Origin of the sequence: Janthinobacterium sp. SUN137 (assembly GCF_030587265.1) — a bacterium.
GTDB lineage: Bacteria > Pseudomonadota > Gammaproteobacteria > Burkholderiales > Burkholderiaceae_D > Janthinobacterium > Janthinobacterium kumbetense.
The window spans coordinates 610,158-632,548 of sequence record NZ_JAPWHZ010000003.1; the positions used below are offsets into that span (position 1 = coordinate 610,158).

Annotated in this window: 15 protein-coding genes; 9 read left to right on the top strand and 6 right to left on the bottom strand. The window is 66.2% G+C overall.

Translation table 11 applies throughout. From position 1 onward, the window contains the following. Window positions 1-220: 220 nt before the first annotated feature. From O3298_RS17695 to O3298_RS17725, 7 genes are all read left to right on the top strand, one after another. A complete protein-coding gene (locus O3298_RS17695; protein WP_289915998.1) occupies window positions 221-601 on the top strand; it encodes a GntR family transcriptional regulator in 381 nt (126 codons plus the stop codon). After that, the gene (locus O3298_RS17700) at window positions 598-1,470 is read left to right on the top strand and encodes an ABC transporter ATP-binding protein (protein ID WP_305060134.1); all 873 of its coding nucleotides are present in this window, start codon (window positions 598-600) and stop codon (window positions 1,468-1,470) included. The genes O3298_RS17695 and O3298_RS17700 overlap by 4 nt, the downstream gene beginning before the upstream one ends. Continuing rightward, the gene (locus tag O3298_RS17705) at window positions 1,467-2,468 is read left to right on the top strand and encodes a hypothetical protein (protein ID WP_305060135.1); all 1,002 of its coding nucleotides are present in this window, start codon (window positions 1,467-1,469) and stop codon (window positions 2,466-2,468) included. Before O3298_RS17700 ends, O3298_RS17705 begins: the two co-directional genes overlap by 4 nt. 761 nt (window positions 2,469-3,229) lie before the next feature. Continuing rightward, window positions 3,230-10,312 carry a hypothetical protein gene (locus tag O3298_RS17710; protein ID WP_305060136.1) on the top strand — a complete coding sequence of 2,361 codons (7,083 nt, stop codon included), beginning with the start codon at window positions 3,230-3,232 and terminating at the stop codon, window positions 10,310-10,312. A gap of 216 nt (window positions 10,313-10,528) precedes the next feature. After that, complete coding sequence (locus O3298_RS17715; RefSeq protein ID WP_289911781.1) at window positions 10,529-11,752, top strand: TolC family protein; 1,224 nt, start codon at window positions 10,529-10,531, stop codon at window positions 11,750-11,752. 27 nt (window positions 11,753-11,779) lie between these two features. Further along, window positions 11,780-13,927 carry an ATP-binding cassette domain-containing protein gene (locus O3298_RS17720; protein ID WP_305060137.1) on the top strand — a complete coding sequence of 716 codons (2,148 nt, stop codon included), beginning with the start codon at window positions 11,780-11,782 and terminating at the stop codon, window positions 13,925-13,927. Further along, window positions 13,924-15,093 carry an HlyD family type I secretion periplasmic adaptor subunit gene (locus tag O3298_RS17725; RefSeq protein ID WP_099664688.1) on the top strand — a complete coding sequence of 390 codons (1,170 nt, stop codon included), beginning with the start codon at window positions 13,924-13,926 and terminating at the stop codon, window positions 15,091-15,093. The genes O3298_RS17720 and O3298_RS17725 overlap by 4 nt, the downstream gene beginning before the upstream one ends. Before the next feature lie 27 nt (window positions 15,094-15,120). On the opposite strand, the gene udk is transcribed toward O3298_RS17725, so the two are convergent. Then, complete coding sequence (udk, locus tag O3298_RS17730; protein WP_289906644.1) at window positions 15,121-15,765, bottom strand: uridine kinase; 645 nt, start codon at window positions 15,763-15,765, stop codon at window positions 15,121-15,123. A gap of 59 nt (window positions 15,766-15,824) precedes the next feature. After that, the gene (locus O3298_RS17735) at window positions 15,825-16,328 is read right to left on the bottom strand and encodes a DUF2199 domain-containing protein (protein ID WP_305060138.1); all 504 of its coding nucleotides are present in this window, start codon (window positions 16,326-16,328) and stop codon (window positions 15,825-15,827) included. A 192-nt stretch (window positions 16,329-16,520) separates the two neighbouring features. Between O3298_RS17735 and O3298_RS17740 the strand changes: the two genes are divergently transcribed. Further along, window positions 16,521-16,970: a DUF4240 domain-containing protein gene (locus O3298_RS17740; RefSeq protein WP_305060139.1), complete on the top strand. Its 450-nt coding sequence runs from the start codon at window positions 16,521-16,523 to the stop codon at window positions 16,968-16,970. Between the two features lie 7 nt (window positions 16,971-16,977). Continuing rightward, window positions 16,978-17,346, top strand: a complete 369-nt coding sequence (locus O3298_RS17745) for a tetratricopeptide repeat protein (RefSeq protein ID WP_305060140.1) — start codon at window positions 16,978-16,980, stop codon at window positions 17,344-17,346. A 14-nt stretch (window positions 17,347-17,360) separates the two neighbouring features. Here O3298_RS17745 and O3298_RS17750 read toward each other — a convergent pair whose 3' ends face one another. From O3298_RS17750 to rnr, 4 genes are all read right to left on the bottom strand, one after another. After that, window positions 17,361-18,059, bottom strand: a complete 699-nt coding sequence (locus tag O3298_RS17750) for a YceH family protein (RefSeq protein WP_070260269.1) — start codon at window positions 18,057-18,059, stop codon at window positions 17,361-17,363. A 10-nt stretch (window positions 18,060-18,069) separates the two neighbouring features. Further along, a complete protein-coding gene (gene cysE / locus O3298_RS17755; protein WP_099664693.1) occupies window positions 18,070-18,819 on the bottom strand; it encodes a serine O-acetyltransferase in 750 nt (249 codons plus the stop codon). Window positions 18,820-18,951: 132 nt separating this feature from the next. Then, a complete protein-coding gene (gene rlmB, locus O3298_RS17760) occupies window positions 18,952-19,695 on the bottom strand; it encodes a 23S rRNA (guanosine(2251)-2'-O)-methyltransferase RlmB (protein WP_034756912.1) in 744 nt (247 codons plus the stop codon). A gap of 3 nt (window positions 19,696-19,698) precedes the next feature. Then, a complete protein-coding gene (gene rnr / locus O3298_RS17765; protein WP_289906640.1) occupies window positions 19,699-22,269 on the bottom strand; it encodes a ribonuclease R in 2,571 nt (856 codons plus the stop codon). Window positions 22,270-22,391 lie beyond the last annotated feature (122 nt).

Consider the following 22,391-nt stretch of genomic DNA (forward strand, 5'->3'; position numbering starts at 1 on the left):
TTTCATGGTTGTGGCGACGATGCACGCCAAAAGTTATCAAGTAAGATTCTCAAACACGCAACATTATAGTTTCTCCATGGATAGAGAAACATGAAAATGTTGACATTTATATTTCCACTGTTATAGTTCACTACAACACCAACCCAATACATCACGGAGCTTCGATGCCTACAGCACTTTTTACGCGCCGCGCCGCCCCGCCCTTGTCGGAGCGCATCCCATGAGCACGGAATGGAACGACAATAGCCCCATCTACCGCCAGCTCAAGGCCAGGGTGGTGGGCATGATGCTCGATGGCGTGCTGCAGTCCGGCGACGCCTTGCCTTCGGTGCGCCAGGTGGCGGCCGATTATCAATTGAATCCCATCACGGTCTCGCGCGCCTATCAGGAACTGGTCGACGATGCCCTGGTGGAAAAACGCAGAGGACTCGGTATGTATGTCTTGGAAGGCGCCCGCGACAAATTGCTGGCCAGCGAACGCGAACGCTTCCTGCGCGAAGAATGGCCAGCCTTGCTGGAACACATCACCCGCCTGGGCCTTGATCTCGATCAACTGCTGCAAGCGAGCCGCGACGGCGGCGCACACGGAGAGAACGCATGAATGCATTGAACAAGGACAGCGTCATCAGCGCGCGCGGCCTGCGCAAGCAGTATGGCAAGCAGGTGGCCATCGACAACATCAGCTTCGATATCGCGCCGGGGCGCATCGTCGGCTTGATCGGGCCTAACGGTTCCGGCAAGACCACCACCCTGAAAGCCATCCTGGGCCTGACGGGCTTCGATGGCGACTTGTCCGTGCTGGGGCGCGATCCCCGCGTGCAGCGCGACGCGCTGATGGACGACGTGTGCTTCATCGCCGACGTGGCCATCCTGCCGGGCTGGCTGCGCGTGGCCGACGCCATCGATTTCGTTGCCGGCGTGCATCCACGTTTCGACCGCAGCAAGGCCGAACGCTACCTGGCCCACACCAAGCTGTCGCCGAAGATGAAGGTCAAGGCCATGTCGAAGGGCATGGTGGTGCAGCTGCACCTGGCGCTGGTGATGGCCATCGACGCCCGGCTGCTGGTGCTCGACGAGCCGACCCTGGGCCTGGATATCTTGTACCGCAAGCAGTTCTACCAGAACTTGCTGGAAGACTACTTCGATGAAAACAAGACCATCGTCATCACCACGCACCAGATCGAGGAAGTGGAACACATCCTCAGCGACCTGATGTTCATTCGCGACGGCAAGATCGTGCTGGCGTCCAGCATGGAAGAGGTGGGCGAGCGCTATATCGAGGTGATGGTGGGCCCGCAGCACGTCAATCCGGCGCGCGCCCTGCAGCCGATCAGCGAACGCAGCGTGTTCGGCAAGTCCGTGATGCTGTTCGATGGCGTCGCCCGCACCCAGCTGGCTGCCCTCGGCGAAGTACGCACGCCCAGCCTGGCTGACCTGTTTGTCGCGACCATGAAAGGATCGTACCAATGAGTATTTCCCCTGCAAACAAGATGCAATGGCTGCTCCGGCGCGAGTTGTGGGAACACAAGGGCATGCTGGTGTGGACGCCTGCCCTGATCGGCGTCGTCATGACGGTGCTGGGCGCCCTGATGGCGGCCGCGACCGTCGCAAAGACCAAAATGCACACGGCGCTCATCGTCAATGGCGAGGAAATTTCCTGGAGCACCGTCTTCAATACGCGCACCTTTGGCCCGCGCCGCACGGAAATCATCGACGCCGTCGCCAACAACTATACGTACACGGCCGCGCCGCTGTTCCTGGCGCTGGGCTTCCTCGTGTTTTTCTATTGCCTCAGCGCCCTGCATGACGACCGCCGCGACCGCAGCGTGCTGTTCTGGAAATCGCTGCCCATCTCGGATGCGCAGACGGTGCTGTCGAAAGCGGCCATCGCCCTGCTGGTCGCGCCGCTGATCGTGGCCGCCGCCGCCAGCCTGACGTCGCTGGCCCTGATCCTGATCCTCAGCGGCGTGCTGGCGGCCAACGGCATCCACGTGTTTGCCGAACTGCTGGGCTCTTCCGGCCTGTACCTGGGACCGCTGCGCGTGTTTGGCTTGCTGCCCGTGTATTGCCTGTGGGCCTTGCCGACTGTCGGCTGGCTGCTGATGGTATCGAGCTGGGCCAAGTCGAAAGTCTTCCTGTGGGCCGTCGGCGTGCCGTTGCTGCTGCTCATCCTGACAGTCTGGGCCGGCAAGCTGACGCAGACGGAAAGCGATGTCAGCTGGATACAGATGAATGTCATCGGACGCGCCCTGCTGGGTACCCTCCCCGGCAGCTGGTATCTGTTCGAACCGGAACTGCTGCCGCGCATGCACGCCCTGGCAGAGGGGGGATCGCACATGACACGCATCGATGTGTTCAGCAATTCCTGGTCCAGCCTGGCCTTGCCGGCCGTCTGGCTCGGTGCGGCCGCAGGCGCGGCGCTGATTTACGCCGCCATCCGCCTGCGCAGCTGGCGCGAGGAAGGCTGACAGCGCACTATCTCTTCCCCCTCAAAAACGCCCCGCCCGTCGGGGCGTTTTCTATTTCTGCGCTGGCAAAACATCTGAAAATAATAACTACCTTTCTGATAGTGATTATTAAAAAATTCCCTCCCCGAATAAAGACTATTCATTCGATAGCATCAATCCGATATAAAAATTACAAATAATTATTTCTATCGTATTTTATTACCAATCAAATTTGATAATCACCATGCAAAAAAGCAACAACTAGCAATTCGATAGCGATAGGGTTTTTTCGATGAAAATCGCAGAAACACTGCAACTGGGTAGCGGATTCATCCTAAAAGTCCCATTCCGTGACAATCCGTGATTATTCGCTTGCGCAAAGCTTGACAGAATAGAGTCATGAAAAATGATTAAAATGAAATTGAAAGTTTCAAAATTGAAACTACCATCAGAGTGAGAGCTGGTGCGGCCTGTATGTAAATACCGCTATCTTTCAAGGTGCATCGGATGGCAAGCCAGTTATCGCAAAAACAGGATGCAAGAAAATAACGCCATGCAAAACAAATGCAAAAATGGCATTTTAAATATTTCAGGGCCGGCGTTCCATTACGCCAGCGTTTTTTCCCCAGTTATGTTTTACTTTCACCATCTGCATCGGCAATACCCAATTTCAACCACGGCCCAAGCCACGCCGGAGTAAGCAAGGAAACGAACCACATTATTGATTTTTTAATATCTTAAAAAATTAAACGAACATATAACCTTCTTCCGGAGATTTTCAAATGGCCACCACCCAAAATCCAGCACAAGTTCCCGTCAATGCCGAAGGCGCTGGCGCCAAGATCGCGACGCCCGCTAAAAAAGCGCTCAATCCGAAAAACGGCGACCGCAAGCAGTATGACGAAGACGAACTGATAAAAGGGGCCGATGCCAGCGCGACCATGCCGCCTGAAAATGTCGTGGAAGTCACGGGAAGCGCCGATAGCGGCAATGCCGCTGCCCTGGGCACGGCCGCGGCAGTGGCTGCAGCCGCCTTGGCGGCCGGTGGTGGCGGCGCGGCTGCAGGCCAGGCCGGCAACGGCAGTGCCGATCCCGGCACGTCGCAAGGCGACAACAACGGCGGTGCGGCGGGCGCGGCAGGCGCCGGCGCAGGCGCCGCCGGCATCCCCAGCGGCAGCGTCGTGGATGTCGCAGGAGCATCAGCTGGAGCGGGCGCAGGCGCCGGTGCTGCAGGCGGCCTGGGCGGACTTGGCGTGCTGGGCGCGCTCGGCGGCCTTGGCCTGGTAGCCGCCGCAGCAGGCGGTGGCGGCGGAGGCGGTGCCGCGGCTGGCGGTTCCGGCACCGGTGGGACTGGGACCGGTGGCACGGGGACCGGAGGCACAGGCACGGGTGGCACGGGTACGGGCGGGACCGGCACTGGCGGCACGGGCACGGGAGGAACCGGTGGCACGGGCGGAACGGGAGGAACTGGCGGCACGGGCGGCTCGACCGGCGGTAGCACGGGAAATCAATCCACGACCACGACGATTACCGACGCGGCCGTGCTGGCCGCAGCAGCAGCGGTCGCGGCGGCCAACAGTGCCCTGGCCGATGATGCCGCCGCAGCAGCCGCCGCCGCCACGGCAGCAGCTGCGCTGGCAGCGGCGAATGCGGCCACGCTCGCCGACCAGCAGGCTGCCGCCGCGGCAGCTGCAGCGGCGGCAGCCTTGCTCGCAGCCAATAACGCCACCAGCGACGATGTGCTGGCCGCCAGCACGGCAGCCGCCGTGCCCGGTGCGCAAGCCGCTGCCACGGCTGCCACGACCGACGACAACGCGGCCGCTGCCGCTGCCGCGACCGCCGCCATTTCGCTGGCCGCCACCACGTCGGCACAAAATGCCGATGCGGCTGCCGTCACGGCCGCCGCCAACGCCGCCGCCGCGCACGCCGCTGCCGATGCGGCACAAACGCAAGCGGACCAGACCAACGCCCCCGCATTGCAAGTCATCGCCGATGCGGCCGATGTCGTCTCCGCCGCCGCCAACACCCAGGCGGCGCTAACCGATGCGGCGGCGCTGGGCGTCATCTCGGCCAATGATGCCGCCGCCGCTGCCGCCGCCACGGCGCTGGCCAATGCCACGGACGCCGCCGCGCTGGATCTGGCGGCAACGGCCGCCGCCAACGCCGCCGTCACGGCCGGCATACAGGCCAGCCTGACGGACGCCGCCGCCCTGACAGTCATCTCCGATGCCGATGCGGCCACCGCCGCCGCGGCCGCCAGCGTGGCCGCCGCCACCGATGCCGTCGCCCTGACCGCCGCCTCGAATGCGGCCGCTACCGCGGCAGCGAATGCGGCCGCCAACGCCAATGCCAGCGACGCCGCGGCACTGGGCATCGCCGCCACGGCTGCAGTGAGTGCCGCCGCCGCGGCCAGCACGCAAGCAGGACTCACCGACGCCGTGACGCTGACCATGGCAGCGGACGCCGCCGCCGGCGCAGCCGCCTGGGATGCCTCGATCGCCAACGCCACCGATGCCGTGGCCCTGCAGGCCGCCGCCGATGCGGCGGCCACGAACGCCGCAAATGCGCAGACACAAGCGAACATGACGGACGCGCCCACCCTGGGGCTGATCGCCGATGCCGCCACCCTGGCGTCGGATGCGGCGCAGGCGCAGGCCGACCTGACCGACGCGGCAGCGCTGGCCCTGATTTCCAGCGCCGACGCCGCCGCAGCGGCGACAGCAGCCACCCTGGCCGGCAACACGGATGCCGCCGCGCTCGACATCGCTGCCGCCGCTGCCGCCACTGCCGCCGCCAACGCCGTGGTGACAGCCAACCTGAGCGACGCAGCCGCCTTGCAGATCACGGCCGATGCCGCCGCCAACACCTCGACCGCCGCCGCCGCGCAAGCGGCGCTGACCGATGCGGCCGCGCTGCAAATCGTCTCCGACAATGACGCCGCCGCCGCGCTGGCAGCGCAAACCACCGCCGACCAGACGGACGCTGCCGCCCTGGCCGCTGCCGACGCGGCGGCGGCCAGCGATGCCGCGAATGCCCAGGCCGTGGCCGATCAGACCGATGTAGTTGCTCTGCAGCAAGCTGCCGACCAGGCCGATGCGGATGCGGCGGCCGCCCATTCGCAAGCGAGCCTGCTGGACGTCAACGTCGCCCTGAATGCCTTCAACCTGGCCAACCTCGCCGCCCTGGCCGCCAACGTCACGGCCGGGCAGACCAGCGTCGTCGACCTGACGGCCACCGTCAACGCCTTGCAGCTCGATTCCGACAATGCCGACATCACTGCCAACCTGACGGATGCCCTCTTCCTCGCCGGCATCTCCGCCGCCGATGCGCTGGCGGCCGCGACTGCGCTGACCACTGCCAACCTGACCGACGCCGTGGCGCTCGCCAACACCGCCGCCGCGGCCGTTACGGCGGCGGAAACGGCTGCCCTGCTTGGCGGGATCGACATCTCGGCCGTCAGCGCCGCGGCGGCGGCGCAAGCTGCCGCCACGGCAGCAGCGGCCACCGCCGCGCTGACCGATGCCGGTGCGCTGGGCCTTGTCTCCACCGCCGATGCCGCCGCCGAACTTGCCGCCCAGGCCGCCGTCAGCACACTGACGGCCGCCAATACGCTGGCGCAAAACGCCCTGACCGCGGCACAGCTCGTGGCCGGCCAGACCGATGCCGCGGCCCTGGCCGTGGCGTCGTCGACCGCCGATGCCGCCGCCGCCGCAGCCGTCACGACGGCGGGCCAGACGGACGCCATCGCGCTGAGCCTCATTTCCAACGCCGATGGCCTGGCTGCCGCCTCGGCCGCCAGCCTGGCGGCGCTGACGGATGCCACGGCGCTGGGCGTGATCTCGACCGCCGATGCCACCTTGGCCGCCACCCTGCTGACAACGGCCAACTTGACGGACGCTGCCGCCCTGGGCCTGGCCGCCGCCGCGGCGGCCGCCGCCGCCAATACGGCGACGAATGTTGCCAACCTGACCGATGCGGTGGCACTGGGCACGCTCTCGGCCGCCGCCACCACGGCCGCCAATACGGCCGCCGCCACCGCCTCGTTGACGGACGCCACGGCCCTGGGCCTCGTCGCCACGGCCGATGCGGCGCTCGCCGCCACGGCGCAAACGACGGCCAACCTCACCGATGCCGTGGCGCTGGGCCTCGTCTCGACGGCCGCCAACACGGCCGCCAGCCTGGCCGCCACGACAGCCAACCTGACGGACGCCGTTGCCCTGGGCACCGTCTCGGCGGCCGCCACGGCTGCCGCCAACACGGCTGCCGCCACCGCCGCGCTGACCGATGCCGTGGCCCTGGGACTGACGGCCACCGTCGATGCGGCCGCCGCCACCGCCGCGCAAACAACGGCCAACCTGACGGACGCCGTCGCCCTGGGCCTGGTGGCGACCGTGAATGCCACGGCCGCCGCCACCGCCGCCACCGTCGCCGGCCTGACCGACGCCGTCGTGCTGGGCACCCAGCATACGCTCGACGTCACGGCCGCCACCGTGGCCGCCACCAAGGCGGCGCTGACGGACGCGGCCGCGCTGACCACCATCGCCAACAACGATGCCGCGAGCGCCGCTGCGGCTGCCGCCTATTCGGCCGCCCATCCACTCGACCTGGTGGCCGCGCTGGCCGCCACCGTGGCCGCCACCACGGCCGGCCTGTCGCACACGGCGGCGCTGGCGGCGCAAGCCGACGATGCGGCTGCCGCCTCGACGGCCGCCACGGCTGCCGCCTCGCTGGTCGCGCTGAACAATGCGATTGCCGCCGACAATGCCGCCACCGCCGCCGCCACGCTGGCCCTGACCTCGCAGGCTGCCGCCACGGCGGCGCAGCTGGACGACACTCTCGCGGCGACCGCCGCTGGCGTGGCCGCCACCTCGCTGGCAGCGGCACAGGCAGCGCAAGCGGCCGATGCCGCCGCCGCCGCGACGGCAGCGACGGCAGCCAATGCCCTGGCCGCCTTGAATGCGGCCCTGGCCGCCGACGCGAATGCGGCAGCTACCGCAGCGGCTGCCGTCACGGCCAATGCAGCCACGGCCGCCGCCGTCGCCGACGATCTGGCCGCCGCCACGGCCGCTACCGTCGCCAATGCCTCGCAAGCGGCCGCGCAAGCGGCCCAGCTGGCCGACAATGCGGCCGCCAGCGCCGCCACCATCGCAGCCAATGCATTGGCCGCGCTGAACCAGGCGCTGGCCGACGATGCGGCCGCCGCAGCCGCCGTCCTCAACTCCACCAACGCCACGGCAGCCGCTGCGGCCGCTACCGCCGCCGATACGGCTGCCGCCGCTGCCGCCGCCGTCGCCGCCATCTCGGCCGCCGCCACGCAGCATGCGCAGGCGGACGATGCCGCAGCAGCGGCAGCCGCCCTCACGGCGGCCATCTCGCTGGCCGCCACGCAAGCCGCGCAGGCGGCCGACCTGGCCGTCGGCACGACGGCGGCGGCGGCAGCCGCCGCGCTGGCCGCCCTGAACCAGGCCCTGAACGACGACAACGTCGCCGCAGCAGCGGCCACGGCGGCCAACAATGCGCAAGCGGCCCTGAATGCGGCCACGACGGCGCTCAATGCGGCAATCCTGGCTGCCAGCAACTCGCTCGCAGCCACCAATGCCGCCGTGGGTGCCGACGCCACGGCGGCAAGCACGGCAGCCGCCGCCGCGGCTGCGCAGATCATTGCCGACGCCGCGCTGCAGGCCGACGCCGGCCTGGCAGCCCTCGCCACGGCGGCCAACAATGCACTGGCCGCGGCCAGCGCCGCGCTGGCCGCCGACGATGCGGCCGCCAGTGCCGCGCACACGGCAGCCCTGTCGGCAGCCGCCACGCTGGCGGCGCAACTGGCCGACACGGCCGCCCTCAATGCCCATGCGGCGCTCAACGCGGCCATCGCCAACCTGAACGCGGCGGTAACGGCCGATACCAATGCTCTGGACGCCGACAATGACAAGACGCTCAAGCTGAACCTGCTCATTTCCGCGCAAAATGCGTCCGATTCGGCAGCCCAGGCCGACGCGAATGCGGCAGCCGCCCATGCGGCGCTGGCGTCAGCCCAGGCCGACGATGCGGCGGCCGTCACGGCTGCCAACAATGCGGCAGCCGCGCATGCGGCGGCCGTCGCAGCGCAGAACGCCGATGCAGCCGCAGCAACGGCGGCGGCACAGGCAGCCATCTCGCTGGCCGCCACGCTCAATGCCCAGGCGGACGACGCCACGGCGGCAGCGGCCGCCACGGCCGCCGCGAATGCGCAGCTGGCGCTGAACGCGGCCCTCGCCGCCGACGCCAACGTCGCCGCCACCGCCGCCGCGGCAGCCGCTGCCCAGCTGGCGGCGCAAAACGCGCACGACGCCGATGCCGCCGCCGCGGCAGCGGCCGTCGCGGCCGCCATTACCCTGGCAGCCACGCAGGCAGCCCAGGCCGACGATGCGGCAGCCGCCCTGGCCGCGGCCAACGCCGCCAACGCCCAGGCAGCGCACAACGCCGCCGTCGCCGACGACCAGGCCGCAGCGGACGCCGCAGCCGCCGCCTCCCTCGCACAAGCGGCAGCGACGGCAGCAGCAGCCGCCGATGTCGCCGCCGCCGCCAGCGCCGCGGCGGCAGCATCGGCACTGCTCGCCGCCCAGGCAGCACAAGCCGACGACACGGCCGCCAACCAGGCTGCGGCAAATGCCGCCGCCGCCACCGCCGCGCACACGGCAGCCATCGCCGCCGATGCCCTCGCCGTCAGCACGGCGGCAACGGCAGCCACCGCTCTGGCCGCCGCCACCGCGGCGCAGAACGACGATGACGCCGCGGCGGCGGCCGCCGCCCAGGCCGCCATTTCGCTGGCCATCACGCAACAGGCACAGGCCGACGATGCGGCAGCGGCAGCGGCCACCGTCAACGCGAACAATGCGGCCGCAGCCGCGCTGGCCGCCCATGCCGCCGATGCGGCCGCGCCGCTGGCCCAGGCCCAGGCAGCCGCCTCGCTGCTGGCCTTCCAGGCGGCGCAAGCGGACGATGCCGCCGCCGCCAACGCAGCGGCAGCAGCGGCCCAGGCACATGCCAATGCCAACGCGGCCTACGCGGACGATGCGGCGGCGGCCCAGGCCAACGCCAACGCGCAGGCAGCCGATGCGGCCCTGGTGCAAGCGAACGCCCTGGCCGCGCAAACGGACGCCAACGCCCTGGGAGTGATATCGGCGGCGGATGCCGCCCACGCCGCCGCCGTGCAAGCGCTGGCCGACCAGACCGATGCCGTGGCGCTCACCCAAGCCGCCGATGCGGCTGCGGCAGCCGCCCTGGCCGCGGCGCAGACGGCCAACCTGACGGATGCCGCCGCCCTGCACCTGGCAGCGGATGCGGCAGCGGCAGCGGCCCTGCAGGCGCAGGCGCAGGCGGACCTGACGGACGCAAACTCGCTGACGGTGTCGGCAAATGCCGCAGCCGCAGCGGCAGCGGCAGCCCAGGCCCACGCCGACCTGACGGATGCGAGCCAGCTGTTCGTGCTGAGCCAGAACGCCCTGCACAACCCGCTGACGGTGAGCGACTTCAGCACCGGCCTGCCAGCCGCCGGCGGCGACGTGATCGACATGTCGGCCATCGCCCACCTGACGGCAGCGGTGGCGGTGGGCGTCAACCTGAGCACGGACTTTGGCAACGACAACCTGTTCATCTTCGACAGCACGGCCGTGTCGATCCACGATGCCGCCGGCGCCATTGCGGCCGACAACAGCGTCCTGTCGGGCCAGGGCTACATCGTCATCGCCGATGCGCAAAACAGCGGCGCCGTCACGGTCTATCACTCGAGTGACCTGAGCAACGCCAACGCCATCGACACGGCGCTGGTGCTGCTGAGCGGCGTGAACATCACGCAGCTGACGGCGGCGAACTTCCATGTCTGAGGCCATGCTCATGGAAACGTAGCCACAACGGCCGCAGGGGCGCGTACGCAGTCGCGCCGCGCTCCTGCGGTCCTGGTGATCCTCGTTGCAACCCTGCAGGCCGCAAGGCCGGAAAAACACGGGATGAGATTACGCAGTTTGCCAGCACTACCCTGCCGCCGGCGCCCCTGGCCCGGCATCCTGCCCTGCATCGCGGCTGTACTGGCAGCCGTCGCCATGGCCAGCGTCACCCCTTTCGCCGGCGCCCAGGGCGCCACCGCCTGGAACTTCGACCAGGTCTTGCAGCAGGCGCTGCAAAGCCATCCCGCCGTGCAGGGCAGGCGCTCGGCGCAGGCAGCCGCGCGGGCCGACCTCGATGGCGCGCAATGGCAGCGCTTTCCCAGCCTGTCGGCGGAAGTCCCCACCGGTTCGCAGGAAACGGGCGGCGTGGTGCGCATCGAGCAACCGCTGTGGAGCGGCGGGCGCATCGACGCCGGCATCGATGCCGCCAGCAGCCGGGTCGACGCGGCCGGCGCCGCCATCGAGGAAGAACGCCTGACCCTGTCCCTGCGCGTGATCGCCGCCTATACCGAGGCGTTGCGCCAGACGGCGCGCGTGCGTTCAGCCGAGGCGGGGCTGGCCGAGCACCAGCGCCTGCTGGACATGATCAAGCGCCGCGTGGTGCAGTCGGTCAGCTCGCAGACGGACCAGCGCCTGGCCGAGTCGCGCGCCTACCAGGCGGCCAACGACGTGTCGAATGCGCGCCAGGCGCTGGAAAACGCGCTGGCGCAGCTGTCGCAGCTGGCGGGCAAGCCCGTGCGCCTCGTCAGCACCACCGGCATCGGCGTGGGCGAACCGCTGCCCGACGCCAGCCTGGAGCGGGTCATGCGCCAGGCCATCGACTATTCCCCCACCCTGCACCGCCTCGATTTCGAGGCGCAGGCAGCCGATTCCGAAATCACCATGCAGCGCTCGGCCTACATGCCGAAAGTCGTGCTGCGCATGGAAAAGCCGACGGGCGGCATCAATGCCGACAACCGCACGCGCGCCATGCTGGTGCTGCAGGCGCAGCCGGGCGCCGGCCTGTCGGCCAAGGCGGGCGTGGATGCGGCCGTGGCCCGCCGCGAAGGCGCGCGCGCCGCGCACGACGTGGCCGAACGCGAGGTGCGCGAGCGTTTCACGCTGGACTGGAACGAGGCCGAGGCGAGCCGCCAGCGCCTGGGCAACGCGGGCGAGGCCAGCACCACCTCGACGCAGGTATTCGAATCGTATGCGCGCCAGTACGTGATCGGCCGCAAGAGCTGGAACGACGTGCTCAACGCCGTGCGCGAAGCGACCCAGGCGCAGTTTTCGCTGGAAGACACGCGCGCGCAGGCGATCGCCGCCAGCCTGCGCCTGGCCGCGCAAACGGGCACCCTGGCCGGGCGCACGGCGCCAGCCGCGTCGGTGCGCGCCAATTGACCCCACAGAACACGAACAGGAGACAGCGTGGATACCTCCATCAAACATGGCTTGCTGACACTCATCGAGCGGGCCGCCCGCCTGACGGGACAGCACGTACCCGCCGCCCGCCTGGCCGACCTGCAGCGCCAGCTCGATGACGTCGACGACAACGGCGCCCCCGGCGTTGTGTTGACCACCATCTGGCAGGTGGCCGGGCTGGAAGGCGCGGCGTGCGCGCTGCACGAGCCGACGCCGGGCGAGCTGCCGTTCGCCGTCTACAGCGCCAGCACGGGCTGGGGCTTGCTGCAGTCGCGCGGCGCCGACGGCGCCTGGCGCGGCGAAGGCATCGACGGGCGCGCCTTGCAACTGGCCTCGCTGGCCGGCCTGGCTTGCGTGGGGCTGCCGCGCCGCAGCGAAAAAAGCGGCGCCCGCCCCGGCGCCCTGGCCCTGGTGCGCAACGCCCTGTGGCTGAAGAAAAGCGTGTTTGTCGACGCCGTGCTGGCCACGGCGCTGGTGACCCTGCTCACCATGGCCACCTCGCTGTTTTCCATGCAGGTGTACGACCGCGTGATCCCGAACCAGAGCTTCAGCACCCTGTGGGTACTGGTGGTGGGCGTGGCCCTGTCGATCGGCCTGGAATTCATCCTCAAGCAGGTGCGCAGCCGCATCGTCGACCACTCGTGCAATGACGTCGACCATGAACTGTCCGAGTGGTTTTTCCAGCGCATGCTGGGCATCCGCATGGAGGCGCGCCCCGCGTCCGTCGGTACCCTGGCGGCGCAGGTGAAAGGCTTTGAGATGGTGCGCGGCGTGCTCACGTCGACATCGCTGTTCGTGCTGACGGACGTGCCCTTCGCCGTGATTTTTCTCGCCATGATCACCATCATCGGCGGCTGGCTGGTGGTGGTGCCGCTGGTGGCCCTGCCGCTGGCCCTCGCGTGCGGGCTGATGTTCCAGCGCGCCATCGAAAGCCATACGCGCAAGAACCTCAACGCCAGCAACCGCAAGGCCGGCTTGCTGGTGGAAGCCGTCGACGGCGTCGAAACGCTCAAGGGCAGCAGCGCCGAATGGATGATGCAGGCGCGCTGGGCCGAACTGGTGGCCGAGAGCAGCCACGCGGAGCAGAATATCCGCGACTATGCGGCCCTGTCGCAAAACATCACGGCCGCCTTCCAGCAACTGACCAATGTAGCGCTGATCTCCATGGGCGCCTGGTTCGTGGCCGAAAACCAGATGACCATGGGCGCCCTGATGGCCTGCACCATCATCAGCAACCGCGCCCTGATGCCCATCGTGCAGCTGCCCGCCGTGATGGTGCAATGGGCGCATGCGCGCGCTTCGATCGACGGCCTGGAACAGGTCATCAGCCTGCCCAACGAAGCGGACAACGCGCAGTTCGCGCTGACGCCGCGCAGCCTCGACACGGGCTTGCGCTTCGAACGCATCCGCTTTACATATGGCGGCGCGCAAAAGGTGGCGCTGGAAGTGGAAAACCTCGCCATCCGCCCCGGCGAGCGCGTCGGCCTGGTGGGCGCCATCGGCTCGGGCAAGAGCACCCTGCTGAAACTGGCCTCGGGTCTGTACCTGCCGGCCGAGGGGAAAGCCTACCTGGGCGACGTCGACATGGCCCTGCTGGCGCCGGCCGTGGTACGCGAAATGGTCGGCTACCTGCCGCAGGAAACGCGGCTGTTCAGCGGCACCCTGCGCGACAACCTGTTATTGGGACTGGCCGACCCGGGCGAGGAAGCCATCCTGGCCGCCGCCAAACGCACGGGCTTGATCGAGCTGATACTGGGCCAGCCACGGGGACTGGCGCTGGGCATCACCGAAGGCGGACGGGGCGTGTCGGGCGGCCAGCGCCAGTTGATCGCCGTCACGCGCCTGCTGCTGGCCAAGCCGCGCATCTGGCTGCTCGACGAGCCGACGGGCGCCATGGATGCAAAGACGGAAGCGCGCATCGTCGGGCTATTGGGCGAACTGGCAGCCGAAGGCGTGACCATGGTCGCCACCACGCACAAGAACGCCCTCCTGCCCCTGCTCGACCGCCTGGTGGTGCTGCAGGCGGGACGGGTGCTGCTGGACGGCCCGCGCGATGCCGTACTGGCCAAGCTGTCGGGCAAACCGCAAGCCGTTCCCGCTTCCGCTCCCGCGCCGGTGGTCCAGGCTGCGGCAGCGCAAGGAGCCGTCGCATGAAACTGGCCAAGGTCGAAACGAGGGAAGAAGCGAAACGGGGCCGGGTGCTGATCTGGAGCTGCACGGCGGCGCTGGCGGGTGTCATCGCCTGGGCTTCGTGGGCGGAGCTGGACCAGGTCACGCGCGCCAACGGCCAGGTGATCGCCAGCTCGCGCAACCAGATCATCCAGGTGGCCGATGGCGGCGTGCTGGCCGAGTTGCGCGTGCATGAAGGCAGCATCGTGAAAAAGGGCGAATTGCTGGCTCGTTTCGACCGCACGCGGGCCGAGACGAGCTACCTGGAAAGCACGGCCAAGGCAGCGGGGCTGAAGGCGGCCGTGGCGCGCCTGCAGGCGGAAGTGTTTGGCGGCGCGCCGAAGTTCCCGCCCGAACTGCAGGCGTTTCCGGAATTTCGCGCCAACCAGCTGGCCCTGTTCAGCAAGCGCCAGGGCGCCGTGCAGGCGGAAGTGAGTTCGCTGGAAAGCGCCATGAAACTGATCAAGGAAGAGCTGGAAATGAATCTGCCGCTGCTGGAAACGGGAGACGTCAGCCGCGCCGAAGTGCTGAAACTGCGGCGGCAGGTGGTCGACATCCAGGCGCAGATCACCAACCGGCGCAACAAGTACCTGCAAGACAGCCAGACGGACCTGGTGAAAGCCCAGGAAGACCTGGCCGGCGTGCTGCAGACCGTGACCCAGCGCAAGGAGCAGCTGGGTTCGACGGACATTTACGCGCCCACCGACGGCATCGTGCGCAACGTGCGCCTCACCACACTGGGCGGCGTGGCCAAGCCGGGCGAGGAAATCCTGCAGATCGTGCCCACGGACGATGACCTGATCATCGAAGCGAAGGTCAAACCGGCCGACATCGCCTTCATCAAGCCCGGCCTGCCCACGGCTGTGAAACTGGACGCCTATGACTACGGCATCTACGGCCGCCTGCGCGGCACCGTCAGCTACATCAGCGCGGACACCTTAAGCGAAGACAACAAGGGCAACGAGCAGCCGTACTACCGCGTGCAGATCAAGACCAGCGGGCGCAACCTGATGGGCAAGAATGGCGAGCCTATCCTGATCCAGCCCGGCATGACGGCCACCGTGGAAATCAACACGGGCCGCAAGACGGTGTTGCGCTACCTGACGAAACCGATCACCAAGACATTCTCGGAGTCGATGGGAGAGCGGTGACGCAGCGGGCTGCGTCACCGGCAGGCTTCAAACGGCCGGCTTCAATTGACCGATGACGCTGGCCACCTTGGCCGTAATCATGTCGACCGCGGGGCCATTGGCGCCATGCGGCAAAATGACGTCGGCATTGCGCTTGGTCGGTTCGATGAATTGCTTGTGCATCGGGCGCACGGTTTCCAGGTATTGCTCGATGACGCTTTCCACCGAACGGCCACGTTCCGTGATATCGCGTTGCATGCGGCGGATGAAGCGCACGTCGGAGGCCGTGTCGACAAATATCTTCAGCGACATCATGTCGCGCAAGTCTTCGTCATACAGGGCAAACAGGCCTTCGATGACGATCACCGGCGCCGGCTTGACCAAGATGGTCCTGTCTGAGCGGTTGTGCAGCGTGAAGTCGTACTCGGGCATCTCGATCGATTCGCCATTGCGCAAGGCCTGGATGTGCTGCACCAGCAATGGCCACTCGAACGCCTGCGGATGGTCGTAATTCTGCTGCCGACGCACTTCAGGGGAGAGGTGGGTTTGGTCGCAGTAGTAATCGTCCTGCATCACGACCGAGACCATGTCGGCGCCGAACGACGCCAGCACTTGTTGGGATACGGTGGACTTGCCACTGCCGCTTCCGCCAGCGACACCAATAACAAACGGTTGGAAGGAAATAGTATTCATGCCGAATGATACCGGAAACATGAGCGGTCCGACAGGGAGCGGCTGCAACGCCGGGCCTGTCACGCGCCATGCATCAGTCGCGCATACAGCTCGGCCACCCGCTCTGCCGTGATGCCGTCGCGCTGTTCCACGGCCAGCGGGTGATCCGTCGGTTCCAGCTCGATGGCCGGACGCAGGCCATCGTCGCGCAGGTGCACGCGGGTTTTCAGGTTCAGGGTGTCCGGATACACGGGAAGCTGCGTGCTGAGCCAGCCGAAGAAAGGGCCGATGTGCGCCCGTTTGGCATCGTTGAAGCAGGCGTCCCAGGCATCGAAGCTGTCGCCGCTCAGCGACACCCACACGCCCCAGCTGAACGGCTCATCCGCGCCGTGCACGGGGATGTCGATGGTGGCGCGCACGAAGCAGTGCGCTTCGTCGACGATGCAGGCGTCGCTGTCGAGCTGGCAGCGTGCTTCGCGTTCGGCGGGCGCCATCTGCTCGTACAGCCACGGCGCATCGGCGCCGAAGCTGGGCATGCCCGTGTGGGTCTCGCCGCAGGAGCGGCACTGGAAGGAAAAAGTCATATGGGAAGGCTGCTTATTCGAATTGTTTGCGGTATTGCATGCAAAAAGTTACTTGGGGAAACTGTGCGCTTGGCATTCGGGCAAGATGATATTCTAAACAAGCCCAAGATGCACAGACGGGACGCATCGCGCCACGGGCATTGCATGCCTGGCCTCTTTCAGTATCGATGGACCATTTACCTGGAATGAACAATGAACGAAGAAAAATTTTGGCAGCTGATAGAGAAAATCGACCGTGAAGCCCTGCAAGACGGCGACGCCGATGCCGCGGTGGAACCATTGACGGAAGCCCTCGCCGAGTTGCCGGTCAAGGACATCAAGGGCTTCGAAGAGTGCCTGGCGCAGGCACTGTACCAGCTCGATGGCAAGGTGTTTGCGGAGCAGGCCGGTGATTCAGGGAAGTCGGATGACAGTTTCCTGTATGCGCGCTGTTTCGTCGTCGGCTCGGGCAAGGCCACGTACGACAGCGTTCTGGCCAACCCCACACTGATGCCCGATCAAACGGACGAGTGGCTGGAGGAACTGTTGAGCGTCGCTCCCGAGGCCTGGTCCGAGAAGACAGGGCGTGACACCGATGACTGGGATTTTACCGCCAGCGTCGACTATGAAACCGGAAGCAATTCCGCCGCCTGGCCTGGTTAGGGCGGCAATGGACGCCATCGCCGCAAGCAGGGCGCATATCCAGCTGGCCGAAGGCGATGCCGGGCACTGGGACACGCACATGGCGGCAGCTGAAGCCGTGTTGCGCAGCGCCTTGCAAGCGGCCCGGCAAGACACGGCCCTGATCACTTGCCTGGGCGCCGTGCTGTGCGACCAGGGCAAGTACAGGGACGCCGTCAACGTACTGGAAACAGCGCTCAAGCTGGGCTCGACGGACAGCCATACCCATTACAACCTGGGGGTGGCCTTGGCGGGACTGGCAAAGCCGCGCAAGGCCATCGCGCAATTTGGCAAGGCGCAGGGTCTTGCCGCTTCCAGCCTGACCTGGACCGCCTATTTCGACCCGCAGGCCCAATAGGCGTGCCCTGAAAACTATTCGAACTGCTTGCGGAACGCCTCGAACTGCGCCGCCAGGCCATCGAAGTCGCTGCGCAATTGCAGCACTTCCTGTTCCAGCTGGGCGACCCTGCTGCCCTGCTGCGGCGCGCTGACGGCGCCAGCAAAACCGGCCGCCGTCTCGATCTGCGCCAGCGCCTCTTCGCCGCCCAGCAGATGGCCGTAGCGCGGCTCCTTGGCGCCGGGAGCGACGGCCAGCTTGGCCACCAGCGGCGGGTATTTGTCGATCAAGAATTGCAGACCGGCTTCCACTTCCGCCACGGACTTGAATTCATGCACCCTGCCGCTGCGGCTGCGGATCTCGCCCGCCGTCTGCAAGCCGCGCAGCATCAGGATCGTCAGGATGGCCAGCTTGTCCTGTTCCAGCGACCACTTGATGCGCATGCGGTGTTCGTACTTGGCGACACGCGCACCCGCCTGCGTGATGCCGTTGACGAATTTGCGCTGCATCAAACGCTGCAGCACGTCGTAGACGGTTTCTTCGGACAGGGCCATGACGGGGTCGCGGCTCGATAGCTGGTTGCAGCCGTTAGTCAGCGCGTTCAGCGACAGCGGATAGCTGTCCGGCGTCAGCGCTTCCTTTTCGGCCAGCACGGCCAGCACGCGGATCTCGAAGGGGTCGAGCAGATTCGGATTGTCACTGCTTTTCTCTGCTGCGTTTGCGTCTGTAGTCATGCCTGTATCCTTAATCAACCAGCTTGTTCATTTGCTCGGAATCAAATTTATCACACTCGGGCACGCCCTGGCAGCAGATGCCCGCCGCCTTCAGGGTGGCGAGGATGGTCTCGATGCGCTGTTCCTGCGCCACGGCGTGCGTGATCAAGCCTTGCAGGGCTTTCGACAGGGGATCGTCGCCGTTGGGCGTGACGCCATACGCGGCGAACAAATGGGCCGTGCTGCCCTCGCGCAGGGCGCTGACATCCTTTTGCACGATGTGCGCGGGATTGCCGACGGCCGTGGCGCCGGACGGCACGGGTTTCAGCAGCACGGCGTTCGAGCCCACCTTGGCGTACTCGCCCACCGTGAAGCTGCCCAGCACCTGCGCGCCGGCGCCGACGATGACGCCCCGTTCCAGGGTCGGATGGCGTTTGCTGCCGCTGTGCAGCGAGGTGCCGCCCAAAGTGACTCCCTGGTAGATCGTGCAGTCGTCGCCGACGACGGCCGTCTCGCCGATCACCACGCCGAAACCATGGTCGATGAAGACGCGCCGGCCGATGACGGCGCCCGGATGGATCTCGATGCCCGTGATGATGCGGCCGATATACGAAATGAAGCGCCCTACCCACTTCATGTGCCGCGTCCAGCACCAGTGCGCCCAGCCGTGCATGACGATGGCGTGCAAGCCCGGATAACAGGTCAGCACCTCCCAGCCATTGCGGGCGGCGGGGTCACGTTCAATGATGCTGTTGATATCTTCGCGCAGGTGGTGGAACATAATGACAATGAATAAGGTGGAACGCAAATGGTAGCGTATTCGGCGGGGGAATGCTGGAGGGGAAAGCAAATCGGCCGCCAGCACCAGGGCGGCGGCCGATCATGGAAGCGCTACAAAACGTTCAGGACGTTCTTAAGCTTCCAAAGCAATCCGCTGGCGGCGGGCTTCGTACAGACAGACGCCGGAAGCGACCGACACGTTCAAGCTCTCGACGGAGCCGAACATCGGGATGCTGACGAGGATATCGCAGGTGTCGCGCGTCAAACGGCGCATGCCTTCGCCTTCGGAACCCATGACGAGGGCCGTCGGGCCCGTGAAATCGGCTTCGTACAAGCCTTTTTCGCCGTCGTCCGAGGTACCGATCAGCCAGATGCCGCGTTCCTTGAGTTCACGCATGGTGCGCGCCAGATTCGTCACGGTGATGTACGGGACGGTTTCGGCGGCGCCGCTGGCAACCTTGGCGGCCGTGGCGTTGAGGCCCACGGCACGGTCCTTCGGCACGATGACGGCATGTGCGCCGACACCGTCGGCCACGCGCAGGCAGGCGCCCAGGTTGTGCGGGTCGGTGATGCCGTCGAGAATCAACAGCAGCGGCGGGCCGTCGATGGCGTCCAGCAACTCATCGAGATTGCGCGCCAGCGACAGTTGCGAGGCAAACGCGATCACGCCCTGGTGGCGGCGCGTGCCGACGATCTTGTCCAGACGCGACGAGTCGACAGGCATGACGCGCACGTTGGCAGCCTTGGCTGCGGCGATCATGTCCTTCATGCGGCCGTCGACGCGGCTGGCATCGACAAAAATTTCTTCCACGGACGACGCTTCATGACGCAGACGCGAGGTGACGGCGTGGAAGCCGAAAATCATTTTATTCTTCATTATTTATCGTTTCTTCTTGCTTGTTTTTGATACAGATACAGTTTTTGCTGCTCGTGGTGCCGCCGCAGCGGGTGCCGCGGCTGGTTTCTTGCTGCGTTTCGGCGCGGCGGCCTTGGGCGCTGCCGCCTTCGGGGCTTCCTTCAGCGCGGCCTTGGCTGCAGGCTTGGCTTGCGCCTTGGCGCCGTTGGCACGGCCGCCGGAACCATTGCCGGGTTTGCCACCGTTGTTGACGCTGGTTTTGATCTCATGACGCTGCTCGGTCGCTGGACCGGGCTTGACCATCGATTTCTTTTCGCCCTTGCGCTTACCGCTGCCGTTCGGCTTGGCTGGCGCTTCTTCGCCCGCCAGTTCCGCATCGGTGACCAGGCGCAGGTCGATCTTGCGCGTTTCCAGGTCGACACGCGCCACTTGCACCGTCAAACGGTCGGTCAATTGATAACGCTTGCCCGTGCGCTCGCCACGCAATTCATGGCGCGCGTCGTCGTACTGGAAGTAATCGGTGCCCAGCTCGGTGACGTGCACCAGGCCTTCGACAAACAGGGTATCCAATTGCACGAAGACGCCGAACGTCGTCACGCCCGTGATGGTGCCGGTGAACTCTTCGCCCAGCTTGTCCTGCATGAAGTAGCACTTCAGCCAGGCTTCCACGTCGCGCGACGCTTCGTCGGCGCGGCGCTCGTTGGCCGAGCAATGCACGCCCAGCGCGTCCCAGATCGTCAAATCCGTCTTCTTCGGCTTGCCGTCGGCCTTGTCCTTCGCCTGCTGCTTGCGCGTGGCGTTCGACACGTTCGTGTTCAGCACGGTCTTTTCGGACAGCTTCGGCTCGTATTTCTTGCCTTGCAGAATGGCCTTGATGGCGCGGTGCGTCAGCAGATCGGGATAGCGGCGGATCGGGCTGGTGAAGTGGGCATACGCCTCGTAGGCCAGGCCGAAGTGGCCGATATTGTCCGGGCTGTAGACGGCTTGCTGCATCGAGCGCAGCAGCATCGTTTGCAGCAGGGCAGCGTCGGGACGCGCCTTGATCTGCTGCATCAGGGTCTGGTAATCGGATGCCGATGGCGTGTCGCCGCCCGTCAGGTTCAGGCCCACCTGCTTGAGGAAGGTGCGCACTTGCGTGAGCTTTTCCTTGGTCGGGCTGGCATGGATGCGGTAGGTGCCGGGATGCTTGTTGCGCAGCAACAAATCGGCCGCGCAGACGTTGGCCGCGAGCATGCACTCTTCGATGATCTTGTGCGCTTCGTTGCGCGTGCGGGGGATGATCTTTTCGATCTTGCCCGCGCTATTGCAGACGATATACGTTTCCGTCGTCTCGAAATCGATGGCGCCCCGCTCCGTGCGTGCTTTCAGCAAGGCGCGGTAGACGGCTTCCAGGTTCTGCAGGTGCGGCAGGATGTCCGCGCGGCGTGCCGCTTCGGGTCCCTTGGTGTTGCCCAGCACGGCAGCGACTTCGTCGTAGGTCAGGCGCGCGGCCGAATGGATGACGGCCGGGTAGAACTGGTAAGCCTTCAGCTCGCCCTTGTCGCTGACGACGGCGTCGCAGACGAGGGTCAGGCGGTCGACGGCCGGGTTCAGCGAGCACAGGCCATTCGACAGCTTTTCCGGCAGCATCGGGATTACGCGGCGCGGGAAGTAGACGGACGTGCTGCGCTCCAACGCATCGATATCGAGCGCGTCGTTCGGTTTCACGTAATGGCTGACGTCGGCAATCGCCACGATCAGGCGGAAGCAGTTGGCGCGGCCGATCTTGACGGGTTCGCAATACACGGCATCGTCGAAATCGCGCGCGTCTTCGCCATCGATGGTTACCAAAGGCACGTCGCGCAGGTCGACACGGTCTTTCAGGTCGGCGGCGCGCACTTCGAAGGGCAGCTTTTCAGCTTGCTTCAAGGCGGCGGCGGAAAAGACGTGCGGCACGTTGAATTTACGTACGGCAATCTCGATTTCCATGCCGGGATCGTCGAGCGCACCGAGCACTTCGACGATCTTGCCGACCGGCTGCTTGAAGCGCATCGGTTGCTCCGTCAGCTCGACGCTGACGATCTGGCCGGCCTTCGCCTTGCCCACCGAACCGGTGACCAAAATGTCCTGGCCGATGCGCTGGTCTTCCGGCGCCACGACCCAGGTACCGTTTTCCTGGATCAGGCGGCCGATGACGTGGGTATTGGCGCGGTAGGTGACTTCGACGATCGTGCCTTCCGGACGGCCGCGGCGGTCCGTGCCGACGATGCGGGCCATGACCTTGTCGCCATGCAGTACTTTCTGCATTTCTTTCTCAGGCAGGAACAGGTCGGCGCTGGCGTCGTCGGGAATGACAAAGCCGAAGCCGTCGCGGTGGCTGGTGACGCGACCGGCGACAAGCGCGCTCTGGTCGGCCAGGCTGAAAACACCGCTGGCGTCAGACTTGAGCTGGCCGTCGCGCTCCATCGCCTTCAGGCGACGGACCAGGACATCCATGGAATCGGCATGCACTTGCAGCGTTTTCCCGAGAGACTGCGGGTCGAGAGGCGCGCTGACGCTGCGGAATATGCCGAGAATGTCCTCCCGGCTGGGGATGGTGTGGGTATTTTGGCTCAAAAGTATTTCTATAGTTGTTATTGACAGTGATCAAACGGAAGACAAAGACCGATGACATCACCGTCAATATTGACACGGTGATGTCCGGTAGTGTACCGGAGGACGCCTTGGTTTGCCTAACG

Bases quoted from the DNA above. Each gene is read 5' to 3' on its own strand.
- O3298_RS17695 (WP_289915998.1), top strand. From the start codon at position 221: ATGAGCACGGAATGGAACGACAATAGCCCCATCTACCGCCAGCTCAAG.
- O3298_RS17700 (WP_305060134.1), top strand. From the start codon at position 598: ATGAATGCATTGAACAAGGACAGCGTCATCAGCGCGCGCGGCCTGCGC.
- O3298_RS17705 (WP_305060135.1), top strand. From the start codon at position 1,467: ATGAGTATTTCCCCTGCAAACAAGATGCAATGGCTGCTCCGGCGCGAG.
- O3298_RS17710 (WP_305060136.1), top strand. From the start codon at position 3,230: ATGGCCACCACCCAAAATCCAGCACAAGTTCCCGTCAATGCCGAAGGC.
- O3298_RS17715 (WP_289911781.1), top strand. From the start codon at position 10,529: ATGGCCAGCGTCACCCCTTTCGCCGGCGCCCAGGGCGCCACCGCCTGG.
- O3298_RS17725 (WP_099664688.1), top strand. From the start codon at position 13,924: ATGAAACTGGCCAAGGTCGAAACGAGGGAAGAAGCGAAACGGGGCCGG.
- udk (WP_289906644.1), bottom strand. From the start codon at position 15,765: ATGAATACTATTTCCTTCCAACCGTTTGTTATTGGTGTCGCTGGCGGA.
- O3298_RS17735 (WP_305060138.1), bottom strand. From the start codon at position 16,328: ATGACTTTTTCCTTCCAGTGCCGCTCCTGCGGCGAGACCCACACGGGC.
- O3298_RS17740 (WP_305060139.1), top strand. From the start codon at position 16,521: ATGAACGAAGAAAAATTTTGGCAGCTGATAGAGAAAATCGACCGTGAA.
- O3298_RS17745 (WP_305060140.1), top strand. From the start codon at position 16,978: ATGGACGCCATCGCCGCAAGCAGGGCGCATATCCAGCTGGCCGAAGGC.
- O3298_RS17750 (WP_070260269.1), bottom strand. From the start codon at position 18,059: ATGACTACAGACGCAAACGCAGCAGAGAAAAGCAGTGACAATCCGAAT.
- cysE (WP_099664693.1), bottom strand. From the start codon at position 18,819: ATGTTCCACCACCTGCGCGAAGATATCAACAGCATCATTGAACGTGAC.
- rlmB (WP_034756912.1), bottom strand. From the start codon at position 19,695: ATGAAGAATAAAATGATTTTCGGCTTCCACGCCGTCACCTCGCGTCTG.